The sequence below is a fragment of the Marinobacter sp. bablab_jr008 genome, assembly GCF_016464145.1.
GTDB classification, from domain to species: Bacteria; Pseudomonadota; Gammaproteobacteria; order Pseudomonadales; family Oleiphilaceae; genus Marinobacter; species Marinobacter nauticus.
In genome coordinates, this window is sequence record NZ_JACDWW010000024.1 from 1 (window position 1) to 22,320 (window position 22,320).

Below are 22,320 nucleotides of genomic sequence, written 5' to 3' on the forward strand. Positions count from 1 at the left end.
CTTGGCCTATCTCAGCCTGATTACGGATGCTTTCTCTCGCAAAATCGTGGGCTACCATGTCCATGACACCCTTCATACGGATTCTGTGATACAAGCTATGCGTAAGGCGTTGAAGGGAAGGAAACACTCTGGAGAACTCGTCCATCACTCGGATCGGGGAATCCAGTACTGCTCCATGACATACCAACAGCTGCATGCCAAACACGGCATTCGTTGTTCAATGACCGATGGCTACGACTGTTATCAAAATGCACTGGCCGAAAGGGTGAACGGCATCCTAAAAACGGAGTTATTGCTGGCGCGCCCCAAAGACCTTGCAGAAGCGCAAAAGATGGTCGATCAGTCCGTGCAGACCTATAACACAAAGCGACCACATCTTGCCTTGAAATACAAAACGCCCGATGCGGTGCACCGGGCGTTTCAATAGAAATAGGTGTAAACCTATTTCAGGACTAGACAAGTCATTCAACCCGATATTGAACTGGTTCTGACGGTTGGCTTGTCAGTCCATTAGTGTCCACCACCTGAATTGTGAAATACCAAGTACCAATGTCCAATCCTTCTATTGTGATGCTGTTCGCATCGGAAGGGGCTGTCACCGTCTGATCTAATGCCTCGGGGTTTTTACCGTATTTTATCTGGTATTCAGCGATTTCACTCAAGGAAATGCTTGTTCCGTCAACGCGCGTGCCAGGTGCCGTCCAACTCAGTGTTGCGCTGTTGGTTGCGCTTTCCTCTGAAGGTGGCTCCTGGGTTTCCGGGGTGGTCGGTTCTGATACGGGCATCAGTGTATAAGGATGTAGGCCGGACTCGTAGGCCTCCATTACGCTAACGCCCGAATTGTTAAGAACAAGATTTGATACAGGTTGATGCAAGGGGAGGCCGTAGTTAAGTTTGTAACTATCAGAAATTCCATCCTCGAGGCTTTGAACGGTAATTGCTCCCTCGCTACTCGTATCTAAAGTTTGAATGACGTCATTTTGTGGCAGCTCGGAATTAGTAACGGTATCTACAATTTCGAGGCGTGCGGTTGCATCCCATTTGGACTCGTAATATTCCATGGTGATTAAGGCTGTTTCACCGGCGCCTAGCGAAACTATGGCTGAATGGGGGGTGGCGGATTGGTTAACCCATTGGTTGATAACCATCGTATCGCCAATGTAGAGGCGTACGCCATCGTCCGTGGTAGTTGTAAACCTGTAATCGCGGTTGCCGCTTTCATGTGGAGACTGGAATTGGCCGATCCAACGGATGCTGAATAAGTCGCTCGGAACTGTGTTAGAGGGGCTGCCGCCGGCCCAGTTGAAGCTTAAAGTGTTGTCTGTTTGAGAGTAGAGAAACTTGTCAAAGTTTGTTCCGCTGAAATACTGACCAGTGAACCCCGGGAGGTAGATTGGCTGGAGAATCGGGCGGTCTTCCGGATCGGTGGGTGAGGTGCCGGCTTCATACTCCTCTAATGCCGTGTATCCGTCCCCGTCAAGATCTTGGCTTGCATCCATTGGATCGGTGGGGTTCATGTTATACGCGTATTCAAAGCTATCAAGGATTCCATCCCCATCGGTGTCGCTAACGGTGGGATCGGTACGCGCCCAAAATTCTTCCGATGCACTTAAAAGGTCATTATCGCTATCTGTCAAAGAATCGGTTGGGTCAGAGGGATCGAGACCATATACGACCTCCCAGTTGTCGTAAAGCTCGTCGCCATCATCATCCCGAGGGGGGTATTGGCTGTTATACGTCAATCCTTGGCTGGCATCGAAATAACCTATTCGGTAACCCAACTCATATGCCTCGGCTTCGGTCAATTCTGGAGCAGGTGCTTCGACCGAGCGTGCGTAGGTGTGCAAATAATCTCCCGAAATGACTTGTTGGCTGATGCCGGGCCCACGCCATGAAACTGAGAAGTGATCGTCCCAACGTCCCTCTTTGTGCCGTAGTTCGAAGTAATACTTCTGGCCACCATTTAGGTAGTGAACTGCAGACGTTTGGGAGCTATATTGTGTGTAATCTCCAATTGGCACAGCCATAGTCGAAGCAATCTGGGAGATTCGATCTTCATCGAGTGAATCTGACAACCAGAGCTGGGTCTGGTCATCACCGGCTACATAGAACGTGTATTCACCGGTTATTGGTGGTTCGATATAGCCGCGTATCAGGGTTCCATAATTCTCCGCTCGGTTAGCGGTGCGTTGTAGTTCGGTTAATTGGATAATTTCATCAGGTGAATCTGGATAGGCGTCGCTGGCAAATGTGTATTCAACATAGTTCCCAGAAATACCGTCAAAATACCAGACATCGACTTTCCCCGGTTCGCTCGTCTCTGGTATCGCGGCTGTCGGTGGCAAATCCTCAATATCCCTGAACTGCCAGTTCTGACAGCCGCTGAGCAGAACCATCACGGTGCCTACGCTCAACACTTTGATAGCAGCCATAACCCACCTTCCTTGCTATTGGAAACAATATGTAAAGTATTGTTGCAGTGTGTCAGGGCTGCCACCGGCGGCTAGGAACGTTTCGTTATGTCCTCTCTTTGGTTATAGCGTGAGTAATGATTAGCCGTTGTTGCCTGCGCTGAACTTGTCCATGATCTGCTGTGCGGCATCCGTGCGGCCGGTAGCTCGATAAGCTTCGGCCAGATGCATGGCAATTTCCTGGGAATCCGGTGCTAGGGAATGGGCTCTTTCCAGTACCGCCAGGCTTTGCTCGTGTTCACCAGCCTCGAACAGGATCCAGCCGTAGGTATCTGCAATCGCAGCATTTTGGGGCACTAGTTCGTAGGCGCGTTTGGCCAGTGATGCCGCTTCGCTGTTGCCGGCCTCGTAATACAGCCAGGCGAGATTATTCAGCGCCAGGGCGTTGTCCGGGGTCAGTTGCAGAACCTGCTGGTAGTGCTCAATGGCCGCATCCGTCTGGCCTGCTTGCTGGGTTTGAAGCGCCAGTGTAAGCAGAATTGACGAATTGTCCGGGAATTGTTTGTTGGCTTCCTGCAGTGCTTCTATCGAATTCTGAGATCGGCCGGCGTTAGAGAGTGCGCGAGCATGGGCGATGGCCAGTTCCGCCGTTTGTCGCTTGGCCAGCGCCAGTTGATAAAGCTCAGCAGCTTGCTGATGTTCGCCCTGGTTTTCGTAATAGCTGGCTTCTACCTGGTAGGGCGCGGGGGAGTCCGGGTGATGCTGCTTGGCATCCTGCAGCGCGCTTCGCGCGGCGGTTGCGTTGCCATTGCTGAATTCGATGGCAGCCACTTTTAGGGCGATGGCCTCGTTCTCTGGGAAGAGCGCTCGTCCGCGGCTCAGGATCTCCAGAGCGCGCTCGCTGTTGTCGCGCTGTGCCATTTGAGTGGCAATGCCTTCATACACCGCAGCGACCAGCGGTTCAGACGGTGAGGGCTGGTCTTCGCGCTCTCTTTCCATCAACCGGGCGGTAAGTTCATCGGCTCGCAACGTCTCGTTGTTGATCAGCGCGGATTCCAGAAGGATCAGCCGCGGTCCGTTTGCCTCAGGATGTTGCGTGCTGATTTCCTGCATCAGCCCGGTAAGTTGATCGCGCTTCATCACACCGGCAAGGGCCTGAATGGCGGGCAGGTTGTTCGGGTTGGTTTCGACCGCCTGGCGGTACCAGGCAATCGCCTGCTCCGTGTTCTGCTGTTCGCGGGCAAGGTTGCCCAGAGCTACCAGAGGAGCTGCTTCTTCCGGATGTTGCTTGTGCGCCCGCTCAAAGTAGCTGGCCGCCTGTTGGGTGTTGTTCAGGCTGCTGGCCAGGTTTCCGCGGGCAATCAGGGCAGCCATGCTGTCCGGATTGGCTTTAAGCCAGGTATCCAGGGTTTCTGTTGCCGCCTGCGAATTGCCAGACAACGCCTGGGCCTGGGATGTCAGGATTGTCGCCTGCAGGGCCTCCGTGGCATCCGACGGAATCTGTCTGGCCTGTTTGATGGCATTGGCGAAATCTCGGGTTTGAGTGAGGTAAGCCGCATAGCGCAAACGCAGATTGTGATTGTCTGGTGCCAGTTCCAGCGACTTTTCCAGGAGCTGGCGGCCACTCTGATCGTCGCCAGAGGCCAGGCTTGCAATGCCGACCAGTGCCAGTGTTTGTGGATCGGCGTCGCTGCCTTCCAGGTCTTCCAGCAGCGATTTTGCACCTGCCGGGTCGCGCATGGATATGCGGGTTGCGGCCAGAAGTTTGCGTACCTCATCGGCATTCTCCATATCTGCCAGAGGTTCGAGCAGTTTCTCCGCTTCCTGGGATCGGCCTTGTCGAAAACGTATTACGCCCAGCATCAGCGCGCTTTGCTGATGGTTGGGGGCCTGGTTTAGGACTTCCTGAAGATACCTGGCGGCCGCATTCAGATCGCCTTCGTTATAGGCTGCGGCCGCGGCTTCAAGGTTGCTTTTGATCGTACCCGGCCCGGACTTGGCAAGGATTTCCTCATAGACGAATGCTTCAGCAGATTTGCCTTGCTCACGCAAAACGGTAATCAGGGCCGAAATGGTCTGGTATTTCCGGAAGGTCATAACGTCGAACTGGCCAATGGTCTCCAGTGCGCGTATGTACGCCTGTTCTGCTTCGGCCCATTGTTGCTGGGCATGGGCGAATTGCGCTTTCCAGAGCCAGACGTCCTCGTGTTCAGCGTCAATTTCTATGGCTTTCTCAAGGCGTTCCTTTGCAGTGTCGAAGTCGCCCTTGGCGGTGGCAACCCGGGACAGGCCGACCATGGCAACAACGTTATTGCTGTGCTTGTCGAACGCGCTCTGGTAGGCCTCTTCGGCTTTGTCAAAGTCGCCGCTGGTCAACCAGGCGCGACCTTTCAGGTTGTCTGCCTGCAACTGTTGATCCGGAGAGGGCGATGAGATTTGGTCCAGAGATTCCAGGGCTTCCTGATTTTTACCCTGGAGAATACGGGCTTCAGCCCGGATCAACGCAGCCTGGTTGCGTTCCGATTGGTCCAGCTCCTCGATATTCGTGTTTTCAAGGAGTTTGTCCAGTTGCCGTTCAGCGTTCGCCGCATCACCGGCGGTAAGCAGGTTATTGATGATGACGAAATAGGGGGCTGTGCGATTGGGCTGGAGATCGATGGCGCTTCTGGCCTCGATGGTGCTTGCCTTGAGCTCACCCTGGCGCTGGAAAAACCGTGCCTGGTCTACATGGCTGATGTACTGAATGTCTTCCTGAGACATGTCCGGTTCGCTGTTGCACCCCGTCACGGCCAAAGCGATGGCAGCGGATAGCAGTGATGCACGCGCAATAGTTCTTATCTTCATGCCCTGGTCCTTCCTTCGTCGGGTCTTGTTCTGTTCCAGCATTGGGTGTCTCAGGCCTCGTTCGGGGCGGTGTTGGTCTCAATCCGGTACTTGTCGGTCAGGTTGTATAGCGTCGGGCGGGTAACGCCCAGAAGGCGCGATGCCTGAGCCATGTTGAAATTACTGGTGGTGAGGGCCTGAATAATCGCCTTTCGTTCTGCCGCTTCACGTACCTGGCGCAGGTTGAGCTGAAAGTCGGTGTCGCAGCCTTCGAGCGGCAGAACCAGGTCCTCGGCGGTGATGCGCTTGCCATCGGCCATGATGATCGCCCGCTTCACCTTGTTGATCATTTCACGCACATTGCCTGGCCAGCTGTAGGCATTGATGGCCTGAACCGCATCGTCCGAGAACGTGAGGTTAGGGCGGTCCATTTGTTTCCCCAGGGTTTTCAGGAGGGATTGTGCGATCACCAGTGGGTCGCCATCCCGTTCACGCAGGGCAGGCACATCCAGTGTGATTTCACTGATCCGGTAATACAGGTCTTCCCGGAAATCGCCCTGGGCAATCAGGTCCTGAACATTCCGGTGGGTGGCGCACACCACCCGGACATCAACGGGAATCGGTTTTACCGAACCTACCCGGTCGACCACTCGTTCCTGCAGGAAGCGAAGCAGTTTGGCCTGCAGTGCCATCGGCATATCGCCAATCTCGTCGAGAAACAGGGTGCCGCCGTTGGCGCTCTCAATCTTGCCTTTCTTGGATTGGGTCGCGCCGGTAAAGGAGCCTTTCTCGAACCCGAACAGTTCGCTTTCCAGCAGGTTTTCCGGAATGGCGGCGCAGTTGATGGCCGCAAAGGGTTTGTCGGCGCGATGGCTCAGGTCGTGCAGGGCCCGGGCCAGGAGTTCCTTGCCGGTACCGGTTTCGCCAGTAATCAGGGTGGTGACATCGGTAGGCGCAACTTTTTCGACCGTGCGGCAAATCACCAGCATTTCGGGGCTGGCGGCAACAATGCCTTTGATGTTGGTGCCATTGCCTTGCGAGGACAGTTCGCGGTTTTCTTTTTCCAGTTCCGCGAGGCGGACTGCCCGATTTACCACAAAGGTGAGGATGTCGGCATCCAGCGGCTTCTGGTAGAAGTCGCAGGCTCCCATGCCTATGGCCTTGACGGCGTTTTCCTTGTCTTCCCGCCCAGTCACCACGATCACTTTGGTCATGGGCGCCAGGCGAAGGATATCTTCCAGCAGGGCGAAACCCTCAGTGGCGCCGCCGGGGTCGGGTGGCAAGCCAAGATCCAGCGTCACCACTTCAGGCTCGAGACGCCGAAGTGCCGTTAGCGCTGCCTCCCGATCAGCGGCCACCGAGACTTCAATGTCTTCACTGAAGCACCATCGCATCTGGCTCTGGAGGCCAGGATCATCCTCGACTATCAATAACTGCTTCACAACAACAACCAGTCCTTTGTTCCGTGTTCATATCGGATAGACGCCCATGAGGCGAACGCGATTCCATGACTCTGATTCTTAACTGAACATTGACACTTTGCAATGCTCGCTTAATAAAATAGTCTTCTCCGTCGGTTAATTGACGGCTTGCCTGCCTTCCTGCAAGCCGGAATCTGTCGGTTCCGGCTTGTTCCCGGCTGATTCGCCGGTTGCTGCATTGGCCAGCGGAATACGTACCGAAAAGCAGGAGCCCAGGCCGGGCTCGCTGGTTACGTCAATCGAACCGCCCAGTTCCTGTATGTATTCCCGGGCCTGATAGGCTCCAATCCCCATACCGGTAAGCCCTTTGGTGCTTTCGAAGGGTTTGAAAAGCCGGGTGCGGATAAACTCTTCCGTCATGCCGCTGCCGGTATCCTGGATAAACAGCACCACGCTGCCTTTGGCCGTTTTCAGGTTCAGTGTGATTTCCCCGGTTGGAGCCGTGGCGTCCTGGGCGTTGCGAATCAGGTGGCCCAGCACGCTGCGCAGCTGTTCTTTGTCGGCACATACCTGGATGGCGGGTGGAGCGCCCAGTAGCACCGGTGCCGGGCTGCGGCGGCTGTTGTCTTCAATCAGCTCGCGGACCAGTTGGGTCAGGTCTATGGGAGCACGTTGCTCGTCCGCCCCGGAGGATGGTTTGCGGATATGATCCACGAGGTTCGACATTTTACGGACCGCATGATCGGTGGTGGCAATCATGTCGTCGATAAAGGCTGGGTTGTTGCGATGTTTGGGCGCATTCTTGACCAGTAGAGACAATTGGGCGATCAGTGTTTTCAGATCATGCACCATGAACGCGCTGGCCTTGCTGACGGCTTCAAACTGCATGGCCCGTGAGAGCCGGTTCTGGGCATCGTTCTGGGCGATGAGGTTGCAGGTCTGGCGGGCTACCACCTTGATCAGGTCGAAGTTCTCCCAGTTAAGCTCCACCCTGGCGTAGGGAGCGCCGACCATGGCAATGCCGTAGAGTTCGTTATCGAGATACAGAGGGATGACCAGCCAGGCTTCCGGGGTCTTGGTGATGGAGTCCGGTATTTCCAGCAGGTTGTAGCTCACCGGGTCTTCCCGGTATTCACTCAGATCAATGATCCATTCACGATCTTTAAAGAACTTCACCATGTCTGAGTCTTCGTCAATGATGGTGTACTTCGGAGTCGCGATATTGACGCTTGCTTTCAGGTGGAAATCTTTCTGCTCGCCCTTTATCCAGAGTGCGCCGGCATTGCTTTCCACCAGTCCGGCCAGAATGCGCACTACTCGTTCGGGCAGGGGTGGTTCGTTGCTCAGGTTGGCAAGTTCCTTGGTGAGCTTGAGCCATTCATCTCGATAGTCGTACTTGTAGTCAAAGAAGTTCTGGCTGATGAAGACCATCAGGCGGCCGCGAATACGCCTCGACAGCAGAAGTGTTACCAGAAATGCCAGGGAAACGGTGATGAACAGAACCTGCAGGGCTTCGCCCCACTCACCGCCCAGGGCGCGCACGTAGTAACCACCGATGGCCAGCAGTAACAGGTATCCGCCCGCGAAGATGAGTGTGCCAGCGTGAAATACTGCCGAACGGGACAGCTGGAAGTCCACAGGTTGTTTGCGAGTGTTAACCACGTTAATGGCAAAGAGGGGCATGAGTGCGGCGTTCACAAAACCGCGCGCATTCCAGAACGAATCCGCGACTTGCCCGAACAGCAGAGCATCAGCATACATGAAGAAATCAAAGGCGAAGATGGTGGCAACGCCAATGCACAGGTACTTCATGCTGGAGCGGCCGAAGACAGTAGAGTTTCGCCAGATCTGCTCGACCAGCGACAGGCCCAGGAGTGACAGGGCGATCTGGCCAATCACCTTGGTCTTACCGCTGACCAGATCGATGTGGAGGGCGAACTCCAGTGTACCAAGGGCCAGCAAGGTGATGATCAGTATCGCCGTTGCGGCACCCAATACCTTCTTTATTTGACTGGTGAACCGGCCTTGCCGAAAGCCGTCGCGAAGCATGGCGAACAGCAGGAGTAACCAGGCTGTGTCTCTGAGCAGTTCCAGGAGGTAGCGGGTGAAGAATCCGGGCGATCCCCAGAGGCTTTGGGTAACCAGGACGGAGGCCCACAGGGCGGTAACAATGGCGGCAAGGAACAGAGCACGATCAATGTCGCGGCGAAGATAACGGGTTGCCACAAGAACGGCCAGAACCGCAAAGACAGCGGCTGCCGCACCGTGACTGATCACGCTGAGATCCCTGAACATTAGCTCTTTCCTTGAACACCGGGAATCCCGGGCCTGCCGGTGCCCGGGTACTGTATTTAATATGTACAGGGTAGCGCCGAAAAGGGCCGTTCGTCTATTTGAATACTCAAATTACCGATGAGTTTCACACCGGTTTTTTGTTATCGCGATAATACCGGAAAATCTCTTTCAATGGCCGTTTGGGCTCAAAACCGAATTCCCGGGCGAAGGCGCGACCGTCAATCACCACCGGATATTTGAAGAATGCCATCAGGTACGGAGGGAAGCTGCGCAGGTTCAAAACCCGGGCAATGGCCTTCGGCACGCTCGGTGGAATGGAGGGAATGGGTATGGTCTTGCAACCGCAGAGCTTCAGGGCGTGCTGGTAGGCGACCCAGTCTTGCGGCGCGACATTGAACACGCCTTTTACGGGCTTTGCCCAGGCGGCGACAATGGCGTCTGCCATATCGTCGATATGGATGAACTGCATCATCGGCGAAAAGCCAGCCAATACGGGTGCCCGCTCACTGCTGAGCAGGGTGCTCATGGTATTGCGAACACCGGGGCCCACGATGTTGCAGGGCCGAAGAATAGTGATGTTGAGTTCCGGGTAGCGCCAAAGATAGATGTTGGCGAGGTTCTCAAGCTCCACTGAATCCACCAGGTCGGCACTCAGGCCTGCGCTTTTGAGGGGGGCGGACTCGTCAATCAGCGCCGGGTTATAGGCCACGGCACCATAGACGTGGTAGGTGGAGAGCACAATCACCCGGCGTATGCCGTATTTGTGGGACAGGTCCAGTAGCTTCTGGGTGCCCAGTACATTGGCGTTATAGCGGCGCATGCGGGTCAGTTGGCTGGAAAGGATGCGGCCGAGATGTATCACGCCATCAAACTCGTAGCGTCGGAACAGGTCTTCAAAGACCCGCTTGTTGAAGTCAATGCAGTAGCTGGGAATGTCGTCGCCCAGATAAACCTGTTCCCGGAAATCGACGGCCACCAGGTCGCAGCTTTCTCGCAGGCGGCGGATCACCTGCTGGGCCATCGCACCGGCAGCACCGGTGATCAGAATGCGGGGTCTTTGGTGCTTGCTCATCAGAACAGCCTTTTCCTTTCGCTCAGTCCCTTGTCAATCAGTCGGCTGATCTCGGCTTTCACAGCCTCTACCCGTTCGGTGACCTGCTCTTCAGGGATTTCGGTATCATCAAAATACATCGGTTCCCCGAAATTCAGGTGTACCTTGGCGGGGAGCACCACGGGCAGGGCGACAGGAACGTAGGGTACGCCCAGGGCATTGGCCAGGGGTTTGATGTTGGCAATGGCCGGGATGGTCTCTTCGCAGCCCACTACGCCCACAGGCACAATGGGCGCCTTGTACTTCATGGCCAGATGCATAAAACCGTTGCCGAAACGTTTCAGTTGATACCTGTCCCGGTAGAGCTTGCCGGAGCCTCTTACGCCCTCCGGAAACACAATCACTGCTTCATTGTTGGCGAGCATCTTCGCGCAGTTGACTGGGTCTCCGAGCACGGCGCCGATTTCGTTCAGGAGGTTACCAAGCCACGGCACCGTCGGAAAGAAACGCTCGATCATGGCGCGGGGAATTCGAGGATTTTTTTCCCGTGAGGCGAGGGCGTAACCAATGAGCAGGCCGTCGATGGGTAACTGGCCGGAGTGGTTCGCAATAATCAGCACCGGGCCCTCTGCAGGCACGTTGTCAACGCCGGAGGCGCTGACCCGAAAGTATTTCTCGTAGATTTGTCGGGCAACGGAAAAACCGTATTTCACCGCTTCGTTGTTATAACCCCAGGGATCGTAGCCCAGTGTGCCGATGGGTTTGCGAATGCGGTTTACCTGTTCGTCCAGTTCCGCTGGTATCAGTTTCGATCTCAGATACGATGCCAGGCCCATGCCCGCTCCCTGTGTCAAAGAAGTTGCCGCTCAGGCGCGGCCGATGAATACGCCCAGTGTGTGGCTCTGGCCTTCATTTAATACCCGATAATCCGAGGCTGCATTGGCTGTTTCGACGCAGAGCATTTTCTGCCAGGCAGAATCCGGGAAATCTGACAGGCGTTGCGCTTTTCCGGGGCCCGGGTTCCAGACCACGGTTGAATCGCTACCCACAGACGTGAGCTTTCGTTTGCCCGCAGGCGTTACCACGGTCAGTGCTTCGCCGGTTTCGTATATCCGGTCAACTTCACCCTCGAAGTAGACCGGCCCTTCCTGTGAGGCGTATTCCCAGTCTTTCAGCGTGTTGATGTACTGGCTGTTTCCCAGGCCCAGCACGCGGGTTCGCTGAATGTCGTCCGTGGGCAGGTAAGTGTGAAGGGCCTGGCTGAACGCCAGCGGCGCTTTCGAAAGATTGGTGGTTGTCAGGGCGATCTGGCAACCGCGAATGGAAAAACTGAAGGTGATCAGGGCCAGGGCGTGGCCGTCCCAGTGTTCCTGGAAATCGTCGTTGGCGCTAAGGGACAGGCTGACTTCTACCTCGTGGGCGCTTTCCCGAACATCTTCCAGCCGCCATAAAGCGGTGCGGGCAAAGCCATGGGCTGAGGATGACGCTATGCGCTTGCGGATTTCCGGCGGGTTCCGGAGTGGGTCTCCAAACCAGGGCCAGCACACGGGAATGCCACCGCGAATTGCTCGGCCAGGTTGAAAACGGGCGAGTTCACTGAGCCAGAGCCAGTTGCGTTCATCCTTTGGCGCGAAATGGGTGAGGTGTGCCCCCTGTAGAAACAACGTGGCCTGGAACAATGGGTGATGAACTTCAAGTGCCTCCAGTTGCCCGATGGTACTCCAGCGGGTAAATGACCAGTTGCCCGGGCCTCCGGTTGCTGGCGGCTTGCTACTGCTGTCCGACATATTCAGAAACGGCTTCCTTTAAGTAAAACTCCGTAGCTTCAGAGTAATTTAAAACCGTGCGCGCGGCGAGTTTCTGAATACAATACGTCAAAATTGTGAGGGTCTGAACATGGAATCAGAAAATCCGGTAGCGTCGGTCTTGCCGATGCCGGAGCCGCTTCTCGAGCAGTCCGCGGGCCAGTTGGACAAGGTGGCTGGAGACATTATCGGGGCAGCTGGCCGCTGTGATTCTTTGTTGGTCTCCGATGGCTGGTTGGACGAACTTGCCGATAGCCTGAGCGAGAAAGCCTGGATTGAGCTGGATCTGCTCGGTCATTTGCCCGTTGGCCTGATCGCTGCGCTTCGAAACGAGGTAGAGATACTGGACCGTACCGAAGCCATGGGGCGAGCAGGGATTGGGCGCGGTGCCGATCTGACCCGTGATCGCAGCGTCCGCCGGGATAAAATCGCCTGGCTTGATGGCTATACCGCCGCCCAGTCGGAGCTGTTCCGGTTCTTTGATGCCCTGCGGGTTGGTCTGAACCAGCGCCTGTTTCTTGGGCTGAAGCGCTATGAAGCGCATTATGCCACCTACCAGCCTGGCGATTTCTACAAGCGCCACCTGGACAGTTTCCGGGGCAGGGCATCCCGTGTGGTCAGCCTGGTGCTGTATCTGAATGAAGGATGGCAGCTGCAAGACGGGGGAGAGTTGCGGGTGTTCAGCCCCGACAACGAAGATCAGATGGTTGGTCTGGTGCGGCCGGAAGCAGGGCGTGCGGCTCTGTTTCTGAGTGAGGATGTGCCCCACGAGGTATTGCCCGCCAATCGCACCCGGTACAGCATTGCCTGTTGGTTCCGGCAGGACGAAGTCCCTTTGCCGTTGTAGTCCTTATACCCTTCTGTTAATATGCGCGCCGCTTTCGAGGGAAATGCCCCGAAACGCCGTTATGGTGGCCCCATTGGTGCCTCCGCAACATGAAACCGTGAACCCGGTCAGGCCCGGAAGGGAGCAGCCGAAGCGGTGGATGTGTGTGCCGGGGGATCGCTGGTGGGGTCACCCCCATATCCTGCCTCTTGTTTTGCCTGTCTCCTCTCCCGTTGTTGCGCAAGCGCATGCTTCTTCTCATTGCCTGTCCATGCTAGAGTTGTTCCCATTTTTCAGAGCAGTTGATGGATCATGAGCTATCAGGTTTTAGCCCGGAAATGGCGCCCCCGTACCTTTGAAGACATGGTGGGGCAGGAACATGTGTTACAGGCGCTTATTCACGCTCTGGAACACCAGCGCCTGCACCATGCCTATCTGTTTACCGGCACCCGGGGCGTGGGCAAAACCACCATTGGCCGCCTGCTGGCCCGCTGTCTGAACTGTGAGACCGGCATAACGCCGAATCCCTGCGGTGAATGCGACAGCTGCAAGGAGATCCTGGAGAACCGTTTTGTTGATCTGATCGAAATCGATGCTGCCTCCCGCACCGGTGTAGATGACATGCGGGAACTGACCGACAACGTGCAGTACGCTCCCACGCGCGGCCGCTACAAGGTGTACCTCATCGACGAGGTGCACATGCTCACCAACCAGTCCTTCAACGCCTTTCTGAAAACCCTGGAAGAGCCTCCTGAACACGTCAAGTTCCTGTTGGCCACCACCGATCCCCAGAAGCTGCCGGTGACGGTGCTTTCCCGGTGTCTGCAGTTCAATCTCAAGCGGATGACGCCGGAGCACATTGTTGGCCACCTGAAGCATGTTCTGACCGAAGAACAGATCCCGTTTGAAGACCCGGCCCTGTGGCTGTTGGCGAGGGCGGCCGATGGCAGTATGAGGGATGCCCTCAGCCTGACCGACCAGGCGATTGCATTCGGCAACGAGAACCTGGCTGCCAGTGATGTCAGCAATATGCTGGGCACCATCGATCAGCGCGATATCCAGCGCATTGTTAACGCATTGGTTGAGCGTGATGGCCCCGGCCTGCTGTCTGAAATTAACCGGATCTCGGATTTTGCCCCGGATTATGCAGTCATCCTGTCCGATATGCTGTCTCTGTTTCATCGCGTCACCATGGAGCAGGTGGTGCCGGGCAGTGCCGACAACGCCATGGGCGATGCTGCCCAGGTGCAGGAACTGGCCCGCCGTCTGAGTGCCGAAGATGCCCAGTTGTTTTACCAGACCGCGTTGATTGGCCGGAAAGATCTGTCGGTGACACCGGATGCCCGTATGGGCTTTGAAATGACCTTGCTGCGCATGCTGGCGTTTCGACCGGGGACCGATCGCCGGGAACCGCCGGCGCTGGTTTCCGGCAACAGCAACAATGGCACGGCGGAGTCAGAACCTGAGCCTGGCCCGGTTTCGCAAACCGCGTCCACCCAGGCTGTCGCCGCGGCACCGCCACCCGAGCCCGCGCCTCAGCCGGCTCCCAGTCCGGAGCCGGTAGCTGAACCCGAGCCACAGCCACCCATGGTGGATGACCCACCACCCTGGGAGCCAGAGGACTACGGCGTTCAGGCCGAATCACCGGAATGGCAAGAGCCGGTGCCGCAATCGGATTCCAGTATTGAGCCGGACGCAAACGCGATATCCGAGCCAGAGTCAGCGCCGGAACCAGTTTTGGCCCCTGATACGGTGCAGTCAGAGCAAAATGCTGACCAGGCCCCGGTGAACGAGCCTGAGCCAGCCCCTGCCGAGCCCGAGCAACCGGTTACCTCCGACGGGTTTGTCTGGGAACGTGATTTCCGTTCGCTGGGTATTACTGGCATGCCCGGTAACCTGGCCAGTTATTCGTCCATGAGAATGGAAGGGCAGGTAGTCGTTCTGACTCTGGACGAAGGCCATGCGCGGCTGCTCAACGCTCGTCACGAAGAAAAGATACTGGCGGCCTTGAGATCGCGCTTCGGCGACGCCACACAGTTGAAGATAGAGCAGGGTGTGCCGGGGTTGCATACGCCCGCCGCCTTTGAGGAGCGCCAGCGAGCGGCGCGCCAGAAAGCCGCGGAAGAGTCCATCCGGCAGGATCCTCTGGTCAAGAGTATTGTGGAACGATTTGAAGGGCGGGTCGTCGAAGAAAGTATCCGCCCCGCAGAAACAGCCAGGAGATAAGTAGATGATGAACAATATGGGCGACCTGATGAAAAAGGCCCAGCAGATGCAGGAGCAGATGCAGAAGGCTCAGGAAGAGATCGCCAAAGCTGAAGTCACCGGTGAATCCGGCGCCGGGTTGGTGAAAGTCACCATGAACGGCCGGCACGATGTCCGCAAGGTGGATATCGATCCGTCCCTGTTGTCTGAAGACAAGGAAATCCTGGAAGACCTGCTGGCTGCCGCCGTGAACGATGCGGTTCGCCGGGTAGAGGCCAACCAGAAAGACAAAATGTCCGGCATGATGTCTGGCATGGGGATGCCGCCCGGTTTCAAGATGCCGTTCTGAGCCAGCCTGCCATCGATTTTTTAAGGAGTAGTCATGGCATTTAGCCCCCTGGTTGATGAATTGGTGGAGTCCCTGCGATGCCTGCCCGGTGTTGGCCAGAAAACGGCCCAACGTATGGCCTTTCATCTGCTGGAGCGGGGGCGCTCTGGCGGAACCCGGCTGGCAGCGGCGCTGAATCATGCGATGGACGGCGTGCGCCGTTGCGACAGCTGCCAGAATTTTTCGGATACCGAAATCTGCCAGATTTGCGAGAAACCCGAGCGCCGCAATGGCACCCTGTGTGTGGTTGAAACCCCCTCAGACCTGCTCGCCATTGAGCAGGCAGGCGATTACAAAGGCAGTTACTTCGTGTTGATGGGGCACCTGTCGCCCATCGATGGCGTGGGCCCGGAGGAGATCGGGATTGAGCGTCTGCTTGATAGAGTGCGCCGTGAAGGCGTAACCGAATTGATCCTGGCCACCAACCCCACGGTGGAAGGTGAAGCTACCGCCCACTACATTGCTGATCGCCTTGATGGCCAGAATATCCTGATCACACGCCTGGCCCATGGCATTCCCGTTGGCGGTGAGCTGGGCTATGTTGACGGCTTTACACTCACCCATGCATTCCGGGGTCGCAAACCCCTGTCTGAATAAGTCCTCAGGTTCTGTCTATGACCCATACCGACCCGGCCGTAACCATTCCAGCGGCCCCGGATACCGTTCGCTGGCTGGAGACACCCGAGCAACTGGATCAGTGGCTCGGCTGTCTTGACCCCGGCATTCCGGTTGCACTTGATACCGAGTTTGAACGGGTTTCCACCTTTTACCCGATTCCAGGCCTCGTGCAGTTAGGCGCTGACGGACAGTTCTGGCTGGTGGATCCGGAGGTAGCCGAGGCCGCTGGGTCGTTCCGGGCCATGCTGGCCGATGAAAGCCGGCCAAAACTGCTGTATGCCATGAGCGAGGATCTGGAGTTATTTCGCCATTGGCTGAATGTGGAGCCAGCGGGTGTGCTGGATTTGCAGATCGGTGCCGCACTGGCCGGTGCCGGATTTTCCGTTGGTTATGCCCGCCTGGTTGAGACCCTGTTCGGAGAGGCGCTCGATAAATCCGCCACCCGTTCGGACTGGGTGTCACGGCCACTGACGCCGGCCCAGGAACGCTACGCTCTGGACGACATCCGTTTTCTTGAGCCACTTTACGGATGGGTGTTGGCCAACCTCAGGCAGCGTAGCCTGGAACATGCCCTGGCGGATGAGTCCCGGCGATTTGCCAACGAGGCCGCTACCCAGGAAGACCCGGAGCAGCATTACCTGAAACTCCGGGGCGGCTGGACCCTGAACCGGGAACAGCAAGCGGTTCTCCGGGCACTGGTCGTCTGGCGCGAGCAGGAGTGCCGACGCAAGGACCGGCCACGCAACAGGATCCTGAACGATGGCTTGCTGATTGCCATTGCTGAGCGTTTGCCGTCATCTGCTGCGGTGATCAGGGATGTTCAGGGCGTACCCGGAGGGTTCGTTAAACGCTATGGCGAGCAGTTGGTTGAACTTGTGCAGGCCGCCCGTGCTACCGATAATTCCGGGCTTGAGCTCATCCCCAGACCGCTGAGCCGGGATCAGCAAGCGCTTTACAAGAAGGTTAAGCGTTACTTTAGTAATGCATCCGAACGCTTTGATATTCCAATGGAAATATTGGCGCCACGTAAACGTATTGAGAAACTGATCCAGGATGGCACCCTGGCGGGCCAGACGTTTTTTGAGGGATGGCGCGAGGATATTATCGCGCCGGTAAAGCAAGATATTGAGGAACTGCTCAACCAATGACTGAACGCGAATTTGTATCGGTGTTTCGCAGCAGCAAGAAAGGCGACACCTATCTCTTTGTCCGCCGAGGGCAAAAGTGGGACGATTTACCGGAGGCGCTGAGAGGTATCTTTGGCTCGCCCATCCACTCGATGGATCTGCTGCTGACGCCAGACAAGAAACTCGCGCGCACAACCGGAAAGGAAGTGTTGGCGGCAATTGAGGAAAAGGACTTTTTCCTGCAGATGCCGGAAGAGCAGGACACCTACATCGTCGACTTCAAGCGCAAGATTGAGCAGCACCGGAAATGATTGCGCAGATTCCTTTCTGGCAGCGCAAACGACTGGCGGATATGTCGCAGCCGGAATGGGAGTCCCTGTGTGATGGCTGCGGTAAGTGCTGCTTACAAAAGCTGGAGGATGAGGATACGGGGGAGGTGTATCACACCGATCTTGTATGCCGTTACATGGACCTGGATACCTGTGGCTGTACGGTCTATGAGCAACGATTGAAAAAGGTACCGGGGTGTACGGTACTGACCGCCGATACGGTTCTCAGCTACCACTGGTTACCATACACCTGTGCGTACCGGACCCTCGCCGAGGGAAGGCCTCTGCCGGACTGGCACCCGCTTCGCAGCGGAGATCCTGATACCGTTCATCAAGCCCGTGTTTCGGTGCGGGGAAACGTGGTGTCGGAAGATTCTGTGCCGGAAGAGGATTGGGAAGAACACATTATTCACTGGATTCTGTAATGATGGATACAGACGCTTCACTCGCTTATGGAGTTTTCTGGGCGGCCTATGCAGTCGCTTTCGTTGTGTTTTTCTACATGATGAAATCACTGTTCCGGGTATTGCCCTTTTACGGTCTGCGGACACTGCTTTTGTCTGCGCTTGTGGTGCTGGTGCTGACCCCCGTGGAATCGCCAGACGTGGCCGGCTGGTGGATACCGGCCTGGCTGTTTGCGGGCTATGAGCTGATTCTTGGCGACACCGATGCCGCCGGTCGCGCGCTGTTCAATTTCAGCATCGCCGCGATTGTTATGCTACTGGTATGGATACTTGATCTGGTTCGGTACCGGCTGGTTCGCAAATAGACGATTTCTGAGAACTACAAAAGATAAGGGCGCAGTTCAATGAACGGGTTCAAACGCATTTGGGTGGCTGCAGCTTTGCTGCTGATTTCTTGGCAAGTATGTGCGCAGGACCCGGCACTGTCTCTGCCCGGCAATGCAGATGTGCGCATTGTGGTGGATATTTCCGGCTCCATGAAGGAAACCGATCCACAGAATCTCCGCCGTCCAGCGGTTCGTCTGCTGGCCCGGACATTGCCGGAAGGTGCCAGTGCCGGTCTCTGGACTTTCGGGCAGTACGTCAACATGCTGGTGCCCTACGGTATGGTTGACCAGGCCTGGCGCGATATTGCTGTTGAGCGTTCCGAGCAGATCAATTCGGTGGCGCTGCACACGAACCTGGGTTTGGCAATGGAAAAGGCCGCCAACGACTGGCTGTCTGGCGGTACCCTCGAGAACACCCATCTTATTGTCCTCAGCGATGGCAAGGTCGACGTGCCTGGTGGCGAAGACGCCAGTCAGGCCGAGGAAAAACGCATTCTCGATTCCTTGTTGCCAGCGCTGAAAAACAAGGGCGCCACGATCCACACGGTTGGTCTGTCTGAGAAGGCGGATGTCCAGTTTCTGCGTAACCTGGCCCGCGAAACTGGTGGCAGCTTCCAGCTGGCGCAATCCGCCGAGGCCTTGAACCTGGCCTTTGCCAATGCGCTGAACACCGCAGTGCCGCAAGAACAGGTGCCCATTGAAGGCGATGGCTTTGCCGTCGATGAGGGCATCAGTGAGTTTACGGCACTGATCTTCTCCGGTCAGGATGCTTCTGGCGAAGAGCCGTTGGCGCTTGCACAGCCAGGTGGTGAGCCTTTCACCCGGGAGAACGCTCCGGAAAATGTTCGTTGGGCATCTGAGCCGGGCTACGATCTGATCACCGTTACTGAACCGGTCCCGGGCCGCTGGCGTATCATTGGCGACCTCGGCCAGGGGAGCCGCGTGACGGTGGTCAGTGATCTGCGCATGGCCGTCAATCCGATTCCCGCCGAGTTTACCGAAGAGCAGCCTTTGGCCATTGAAGTGGCCTTTTATGAAGAAGCCGAAAAGATTACCGGGTCTGATTTTCTCTCGGTGATGGACGTAAGCCTGTCGATAACCGCCAGTGATGGCCGGAAAGGTACCAAGGTATTGTCTCCCGATACGCCGCCGGAAGACGGCGTTTACCGGGACACGGTACCCAGATTGCCTGCGCCAGGTCGCTATCAGGTTGATGTGGTGGCGGATGGCGGAACCTTCTCCCGCAAATTCAGTGCGATGACGACGTTCACGGTGCCCGGGGAAGAGCCACCGCTGGAAGTGGTAACCGAACCCATGGTGCCCGACCTGTCTGAACAGGTGGAGTCGCTGCCGGATTTCGACGGCGGAACGGGGTCTCCGGAACCGGAGCCGCCAGTGGAAGCCGAGACGCCCGTAGAAGCGCCGGTGCAGGAATCTGAGCCCGAACCAGAACCAGCGCCGGTCGTTGAGCCGGAGCCTGAAGCGCCGGTCGAACAGCCGATTGCTGAACAGGAGCCGGAGAAGGGGACGCTTCTGGGTATTCCGGTTTGGGCCTGGGGTGCAGGCGCAGCCTTGCTGGTTGCTATCGTGGGGCTTGGTTTGTTTGCATGGCGCCAGAAAAAGGCCAGGGCAGAACAGGAGCAGGCGGCAGCGGCCGAGCGTGAAACCCTGGAGGACCTGGCTGAAGAATCGGAAGAACCACCGGTGGTGGAGCCAGAGCCTCCGGTAGCGGCAGAGTCGGTGGAAGCGGAGGCTGAACCTGAACCTGCCCCGGAAAAAGAGCCAGAGCTGGCGTCTGCCGAAGAGCCGGAACCGGAACCTGAAGACATTCCGGAACTCTCGCAAGCTGACAGCGAACCGGACGAGGTTCCGGATGAGGCCGTACCCGAAGTAACGGAAGAGCTGCCATCGGCAGAACTGGAGCCGGAAGAGGACGACATTCCCGTGGCAGACGATCCGGTTACTGCCGAGGCGGAGCCAGATCCGTCGGAAGCCGATGAGATCAGCGAGTCGGAGTTCGACATTGATGAGGACGAGTTTGGTCTGGAAGACTTCGACCTCTCCGAATTCGACGATTTGCCCGATTATGATGAAGAGTCTCCGGAGGACGAAAAATCCAAACCGGCGGACAAGAAAGAGAATCCGAAAAAGTAACCAACAGGAATCAGACACATGAAGTTTACCGGCACCGATAAATACGTAGCCACCGATGACCTGCAAATGGCAGTCAATGCAGCGATCGCGCTGCAGCGTCCGTTGTTGATCAAGGGGGAACCCGGCACCGGTAAAACCCTGCTGGCGGAGGAAATGGCCGCGGCGCTGGGAATGACTCTGATTCCCTGGCACATCAAGTCGACCACCAAGGCCCAGCAAGGCCTGTACGAATATGATGCGGTGTCCCGCCTTCGGGATTCCCAACTCGGGGACGAGAAGGTCAAAGACATTCGCAACTACATTGTGAAGGGCAAGCTCTGGGAAGCCTTTGAGGCGGACGAGCAGGTGGTGCTGCTGATCGACGAAATTGACAAGGCGGATATCGAGTTCCCGAACGACCTGTTGCTGGAACTGGATCGAATGGAGTTTTTCGTTTACGAAACCCAGGAGTTTGTGAAAGCGAAGAAACGCCCGATTGTGGTCATCACCAGTAACAACGAGAAAGAGCTGCCAGATGCCTTCCTGCGCCGCTGCTTCTTCCACTACATCAGCTTCCCGGATCACGACACCATGAAGAACATCGTGGATGTTCACTTCCCGGGAATTCAGCAGCAGGTGGTGCGGGATGCGCTGGAAGTGTTTTTTGACGTTCGCAAGGTGCCGGGGCTCAAGAAGAAGCCGTCGACATCCGAGCTGATCGACTGGCTCAAGTTGCTGATGGCGGATGAGCTCTCTGCCAAAGCCCTGCAGGAGAAAGACTCCAGCTCGGCTTTGCCACCGCTCTATGGTGCCCTCGTGAAGAATGAGCAGGACGTTCATTTGCTGCAGAAGCTGGCTTTCATGGCGCGTCGCCGAAACTGATCACCGACAAGAGCCTTGCTTTATGTTGATTGATTTTTTCCTCGAAGTACGGCGGGCCAGGGTGCCGGCCAGTCTGCGGGAATTCCTGGACCTGCTGGAGGCCATTCAGCAGCGCCTGGCATTCGCAGACATGGAGGAGTTCTATTACCTGGCCAGGGTGTGCCTGGTTAAGGATGAGCGGCACTTTGACAAGTTTGATCGCGCCTTCCAGGCCTATTTTGAAGGCATCGAGAATCTCGATGATCTGCTCGAGGCGCTGATTCCGGACGACTGGCTGCGCGCCGAATTCGAGAAACACCTGACCGATGAAGAGAAAGCCAAGATCGAGTCTCTCGGCGGGCTGGAAGAGTTGATCGAAACCTTCAAAAAGCGCATGGAAGAGCAGAAGGAGCGTCACGCCGGCGGTAACAAATGGATTGGTACCGGCGGAACCTCACCGTTTGGTGCCAACGGTTACAACCCGGAAGGTTTCCGCATCGGCCAGAACAAGGGTCGCCACGGCCGGGCGGTTAAAGTCTGGGAAAAGCGTGAGTTCCGTGATCTGGACGACAGCATCACCCTCGGCATCCGCAACATCAAGGTCGCCTTGCGCCGGCTGCGTAAATTTGCCCGACAGGGCGCGGCAGACCAGCTCGACATGGATGACACCATCCGCTCAACGGCCCGCAATGCCGGATATCTGGACCTGAAAATGGTTCCGGAGCGGCACAACGCCGTGAAGGTTCTGATCTTTTTTGATGTGGGCGGTTCAATGGATCCTCACGTTCGCGTGTGTGAAGAGCTGTTCTCCGCGGCACGTCTTGAGTTCAAACACATGGAGTATTTCTACTTCCACAATTTCATTTATGAAAGCGTGTGGAAGAATAACATCCGGCGCATGAACGAGACGCTCAGCACCTGGGACATCCTGCATAAATATACGCCGGACTATAAGGTGATTTTTGTCGGGGATGCCACCATGGCGCCTTATGAGATCACGCATCCCGGTGGCTCGATCGAACACTGGAATGAGGAAGCAGGCGCCACCTGGTTCCAGCGTGTGACCGAGCATTTCCGAAAGGTGGTGTGGCTCAACCCGTTACCGGAAAGCTACTGGGGATCGGGTGGTTCACTGGGCATTACCCAGCAATTGGTCAATAATCATATGTACCCTTTGACCATTGAGGGGCTCGAATCGGCCATGAGGCAGTTGAGTAAATAAAAAAAAGCCGATGCG

At 56.5% G+C, this 22,320-nt stretch carries 19 protein-coding genes and 1 other RNA gene; 13 read left to right on the top strand and 7 right to left on the bottom strand.

Translation table 11 applies throughout. The features are described 5' to 3' along the window. Window positions 1-427: IS3 family transposase (locus JIF53_RS00790; protein WP_199451612.1), on the top strand; the 427-nt coding region annotated here is incomplete at its 5' end. 34 nt (window positions 428-461) lie between these two features. Here the strand turns inward: JIF53_RS00790 and JIF53_RS00795 are convergent. The 7 genes from JIF53_RS00795 to JIF53_RS00825 all read right to left on the bottom strand — a co-directional run bounded on the left by JIF53_RS00795 (window position 462) and on the right by JIF53_RS00825 (window position 11,788). Next, on the bottom strand, window positions 462-2,432 hold the full coding sequence (locus tag JIF53_RS00795) for a PA14 domain-containing protein (RefSeq protein WP_199451613.1): 1,971 nt from the start codon (window positions 2,430-2,432) through the stop codon (window positions 462-464). A 120-nt stretch (window positions 2,433-2,552) separates the two neighbouring features. Next, window positions 2,553-5,255, bottom strand: a complete 2,703-nt coding sequence (locus tag JIF53_RS00800) for a tetratricopeptide repeat protein (protein ID WP_199451614.1) — start codon at window positions 5,253-5,255, stop codon at window positions 2,553-2,555. 50 nt (window positions 5,256-5,305) lie between these two features. Further along, window positions 5,306-6,676: a PEP-CTERM-box response regulator transcription factor gene (gene prsR / locus JIF53_RS00805; protein WP_199451615.1), complete on the bottom strand. Its 1,371-nt coding sequence runs from the start codon at window positions 6,674-6,676 to the stop codon at window positions 5,306-5,308. 135 nt (window positions 6,677-6,811) lie between these two features. After that, window positions 6,812-8,950, bottom strand: a complete 2,139-nt coding sequence (gene prsK, locus JIF53_RS00810; protein WP_199451616.1) for an XrtA/PEP-CTERM system histidine kinase PrsK — start codon at window positions 8,948-8,950, stop codon at window positions 6,812-6,814. A gap of 124 nt (window positions 8,951-9,074) precedes the next feature. Beyond that, entirely contained in the window at window positions 9,075-10,022 is a 948-nt protein-coding gene (locus tag JIF53_RS00815) for an SDR family oxidoreductase (RefSeq protein ID WP_199451617.1), read from the bottom strand. Continuing rightward, window positions 10,022-10,837 (bottom strand): lysophospholipid acyltransferase family protein, encoded by an 816-nt coding sequence (locus JIF53_RS00820; RefSeq protein WP_022991126.1) that lies wholly within the window; start codon window positions 10,835-10,837, stop codon window positions 10,022-10,024. Before JIF53_RS00820 ends, JIF53_RS00815 begins: the two co-directional genes overlap by 1 nt. A 30-nt stretch (window positions 10,838-10,867) precedes the next feature. Next, on the bottom strand, window positions 10,868-11,788 hold the full coding sequence (locus tag JIF53_RS00825) for a D-hexose-6-phosphate mutarotase (RefSeq protein ID WP_199451618.1): 921 nt from the start codon (window positions 11,786-11,788) through the stop codon (window positions 10,868-10,870). A 109-nt stretch (window positions 11,789-11,897) separates the two neighbouring features. On the opposite strand from JIF53_RS00825, the gene JIF53_RS00830 reads away from it, so the two are divergent. The 12 genes from JIF53_RS00830 to JIF53_RS00885 all read left to right on the top strand — a co-directional run bounded on the left by JIF53_RS00830 (window position 11,898) and on the right by JIF53_RS00885 (window position 22,305). Next, entirely contained in the window at window positions 11,898-12,653 is a 756-nt protein-coding gene (locus tag JIF53_RS00830) for a 2OG-Fe(II) oxygenase (RefSeq protein ID WP_023010073.1), read from the top strand. Window positions 12,654-12,724: 71 nt separating this feature from the next. Further along, an RNA gene (gene ffs, locus JIF53_RS00835) (signal recognition particle sRNA small type) lies at window positions 12,725-12,821 on the top strand. Window positions 12,822-12,944: 123 nt separating this feature from the next. Then, the gene (gene dnaX, locus JIF53_RS00840; protein WP_199451619.1) at window positions 12,945-14,858 is read left to right on the top strand and encodes a DNA polymerase III subunit gamma/tau; all 1,914 of its coding nucleotides are present in this window, start codon (window positions 12,945-12,947) and stop codon (window positions 14,856-14,858) included. A gap of 4 nt (window positions 14,859-14,862) precedes the next feature. Next, window positions 14,863-15,186 carry a YbaB/EbfC family nucleoid-associated protein gene (locus JIF53_RS00845; RefSeq protein WP_011785097.1) on the top strand — a complete coding sequence of 108 codons (324 nt, stop codon included), beginning with the start codon at window positions 14,863-14,865 and terminating at the stop codon, window positions 15,184-15,186. Window positions 15,187-15,219: 33 nt separating this feature from the next. Further along, on the top strand, window positions 15,220-15,822 hold the full coding sequence (gene recR, locus JIF53_RS00850; RefSeq protein WP_199451620.1) for a recombination mediator RecR: 603 nt from the start codon (window positions 15,220-15,222) through the stop codon (window positions 15,820-15,822). Window positions 15,823-15,839: 17 nt separating this feature from the next. Then, window positions 15,840-16,991, top strand: coding sequence for a ribonuclease D (locus JIF53_RS00855; protein WP_199451621.1), 1,152 nt, complete (start codon window positions 15,840-15,842; stop codon window positions 16,989-16,991). Then, window positions 16,988-17,281 carry a YcgL domain-containing protein gene (locus tag JIF53_RS00860; RefSeq protein ID WP_011785094.1) on the top strand — a complete coding sequence of 98 codons (294 nt, stop codon included), beginning with the start codon at window positions 16,988-16,990 and terminating at the stop codon, window positions 17,279-17,281. Before JIF53_RS00855 ends, JIF53_RS00860 begins: the two co-directional genes overlap by 4 nt. After that, window positions 17,278-17,724 carry a YcgN family cysteine cluster protein gene (locus JIF53_RS00865; protein WP_199451622.1) on the top strand — a complete coding sequence of 149 codons (447 nt, stop codon included), beginning with the start codon at window positions 17,278-17,280 and terminating at the stop codon, window positions 17,722-17,724. The genes JIF53_RS00860 and JIF53_RS00865 overlap by 4 nt, the downstream gene beginning before the upstream one ends. Beyond that, entirely contained in the window at window positions 17,724-18,068 is a 345-nt protein-coding gene (locus tag JIF53_RS00870) for a hypothetical protein (RefSeq protein ID WP_011785092.1), read from the top strand. The genes JIF53_RS00865 and JIF53_RS00870 overlap by 1 nt, the downstream gene beginning before the upstream one ends. Before the next feature lie 39 nt (window positions 18,069-18,107). Further along, the gene (locus JIF53_RS00875) at window positions 18,108-20,243 is read left to right on the top strand and encodes a vWA domain-containing protein (RefSeq protein ID WP_199451623.1); all 2,136 of its coding nucleotides are present in this window, start codon (window positions 18,108-18,110) and stop codon (window positions 20,241-20,243) included. Window positions 20,244-20,261: 18 nt separating this feature from the next. Continuing rightward, window positions 20,262-21,104, top strand: coding sequence for an AAA family ATPase (locus tag JIF53_RS00880; RefSeq protein ID WP_011785090.1), 843 nt, complete (start codon window positions 20,262-20,264; stop codon window positions 21,102-21,104). Window positions 21,105-21,126: 22 nt separating this feature from the next. Next, on the top strand, window positions 21,127-22,305 hold the full coding sequence (locus JIF53_RS00885) for a vWA domain-containing protein (RefSeq protein ID WP_199451624.1): 1,179 nt from the start codon (window positions 21,127-21,129) through the stop codon (window positions 22,303-22,305). The last annotated feature ends 15 nt before the right edge of the window (window positions 22,306-22,320 follow it).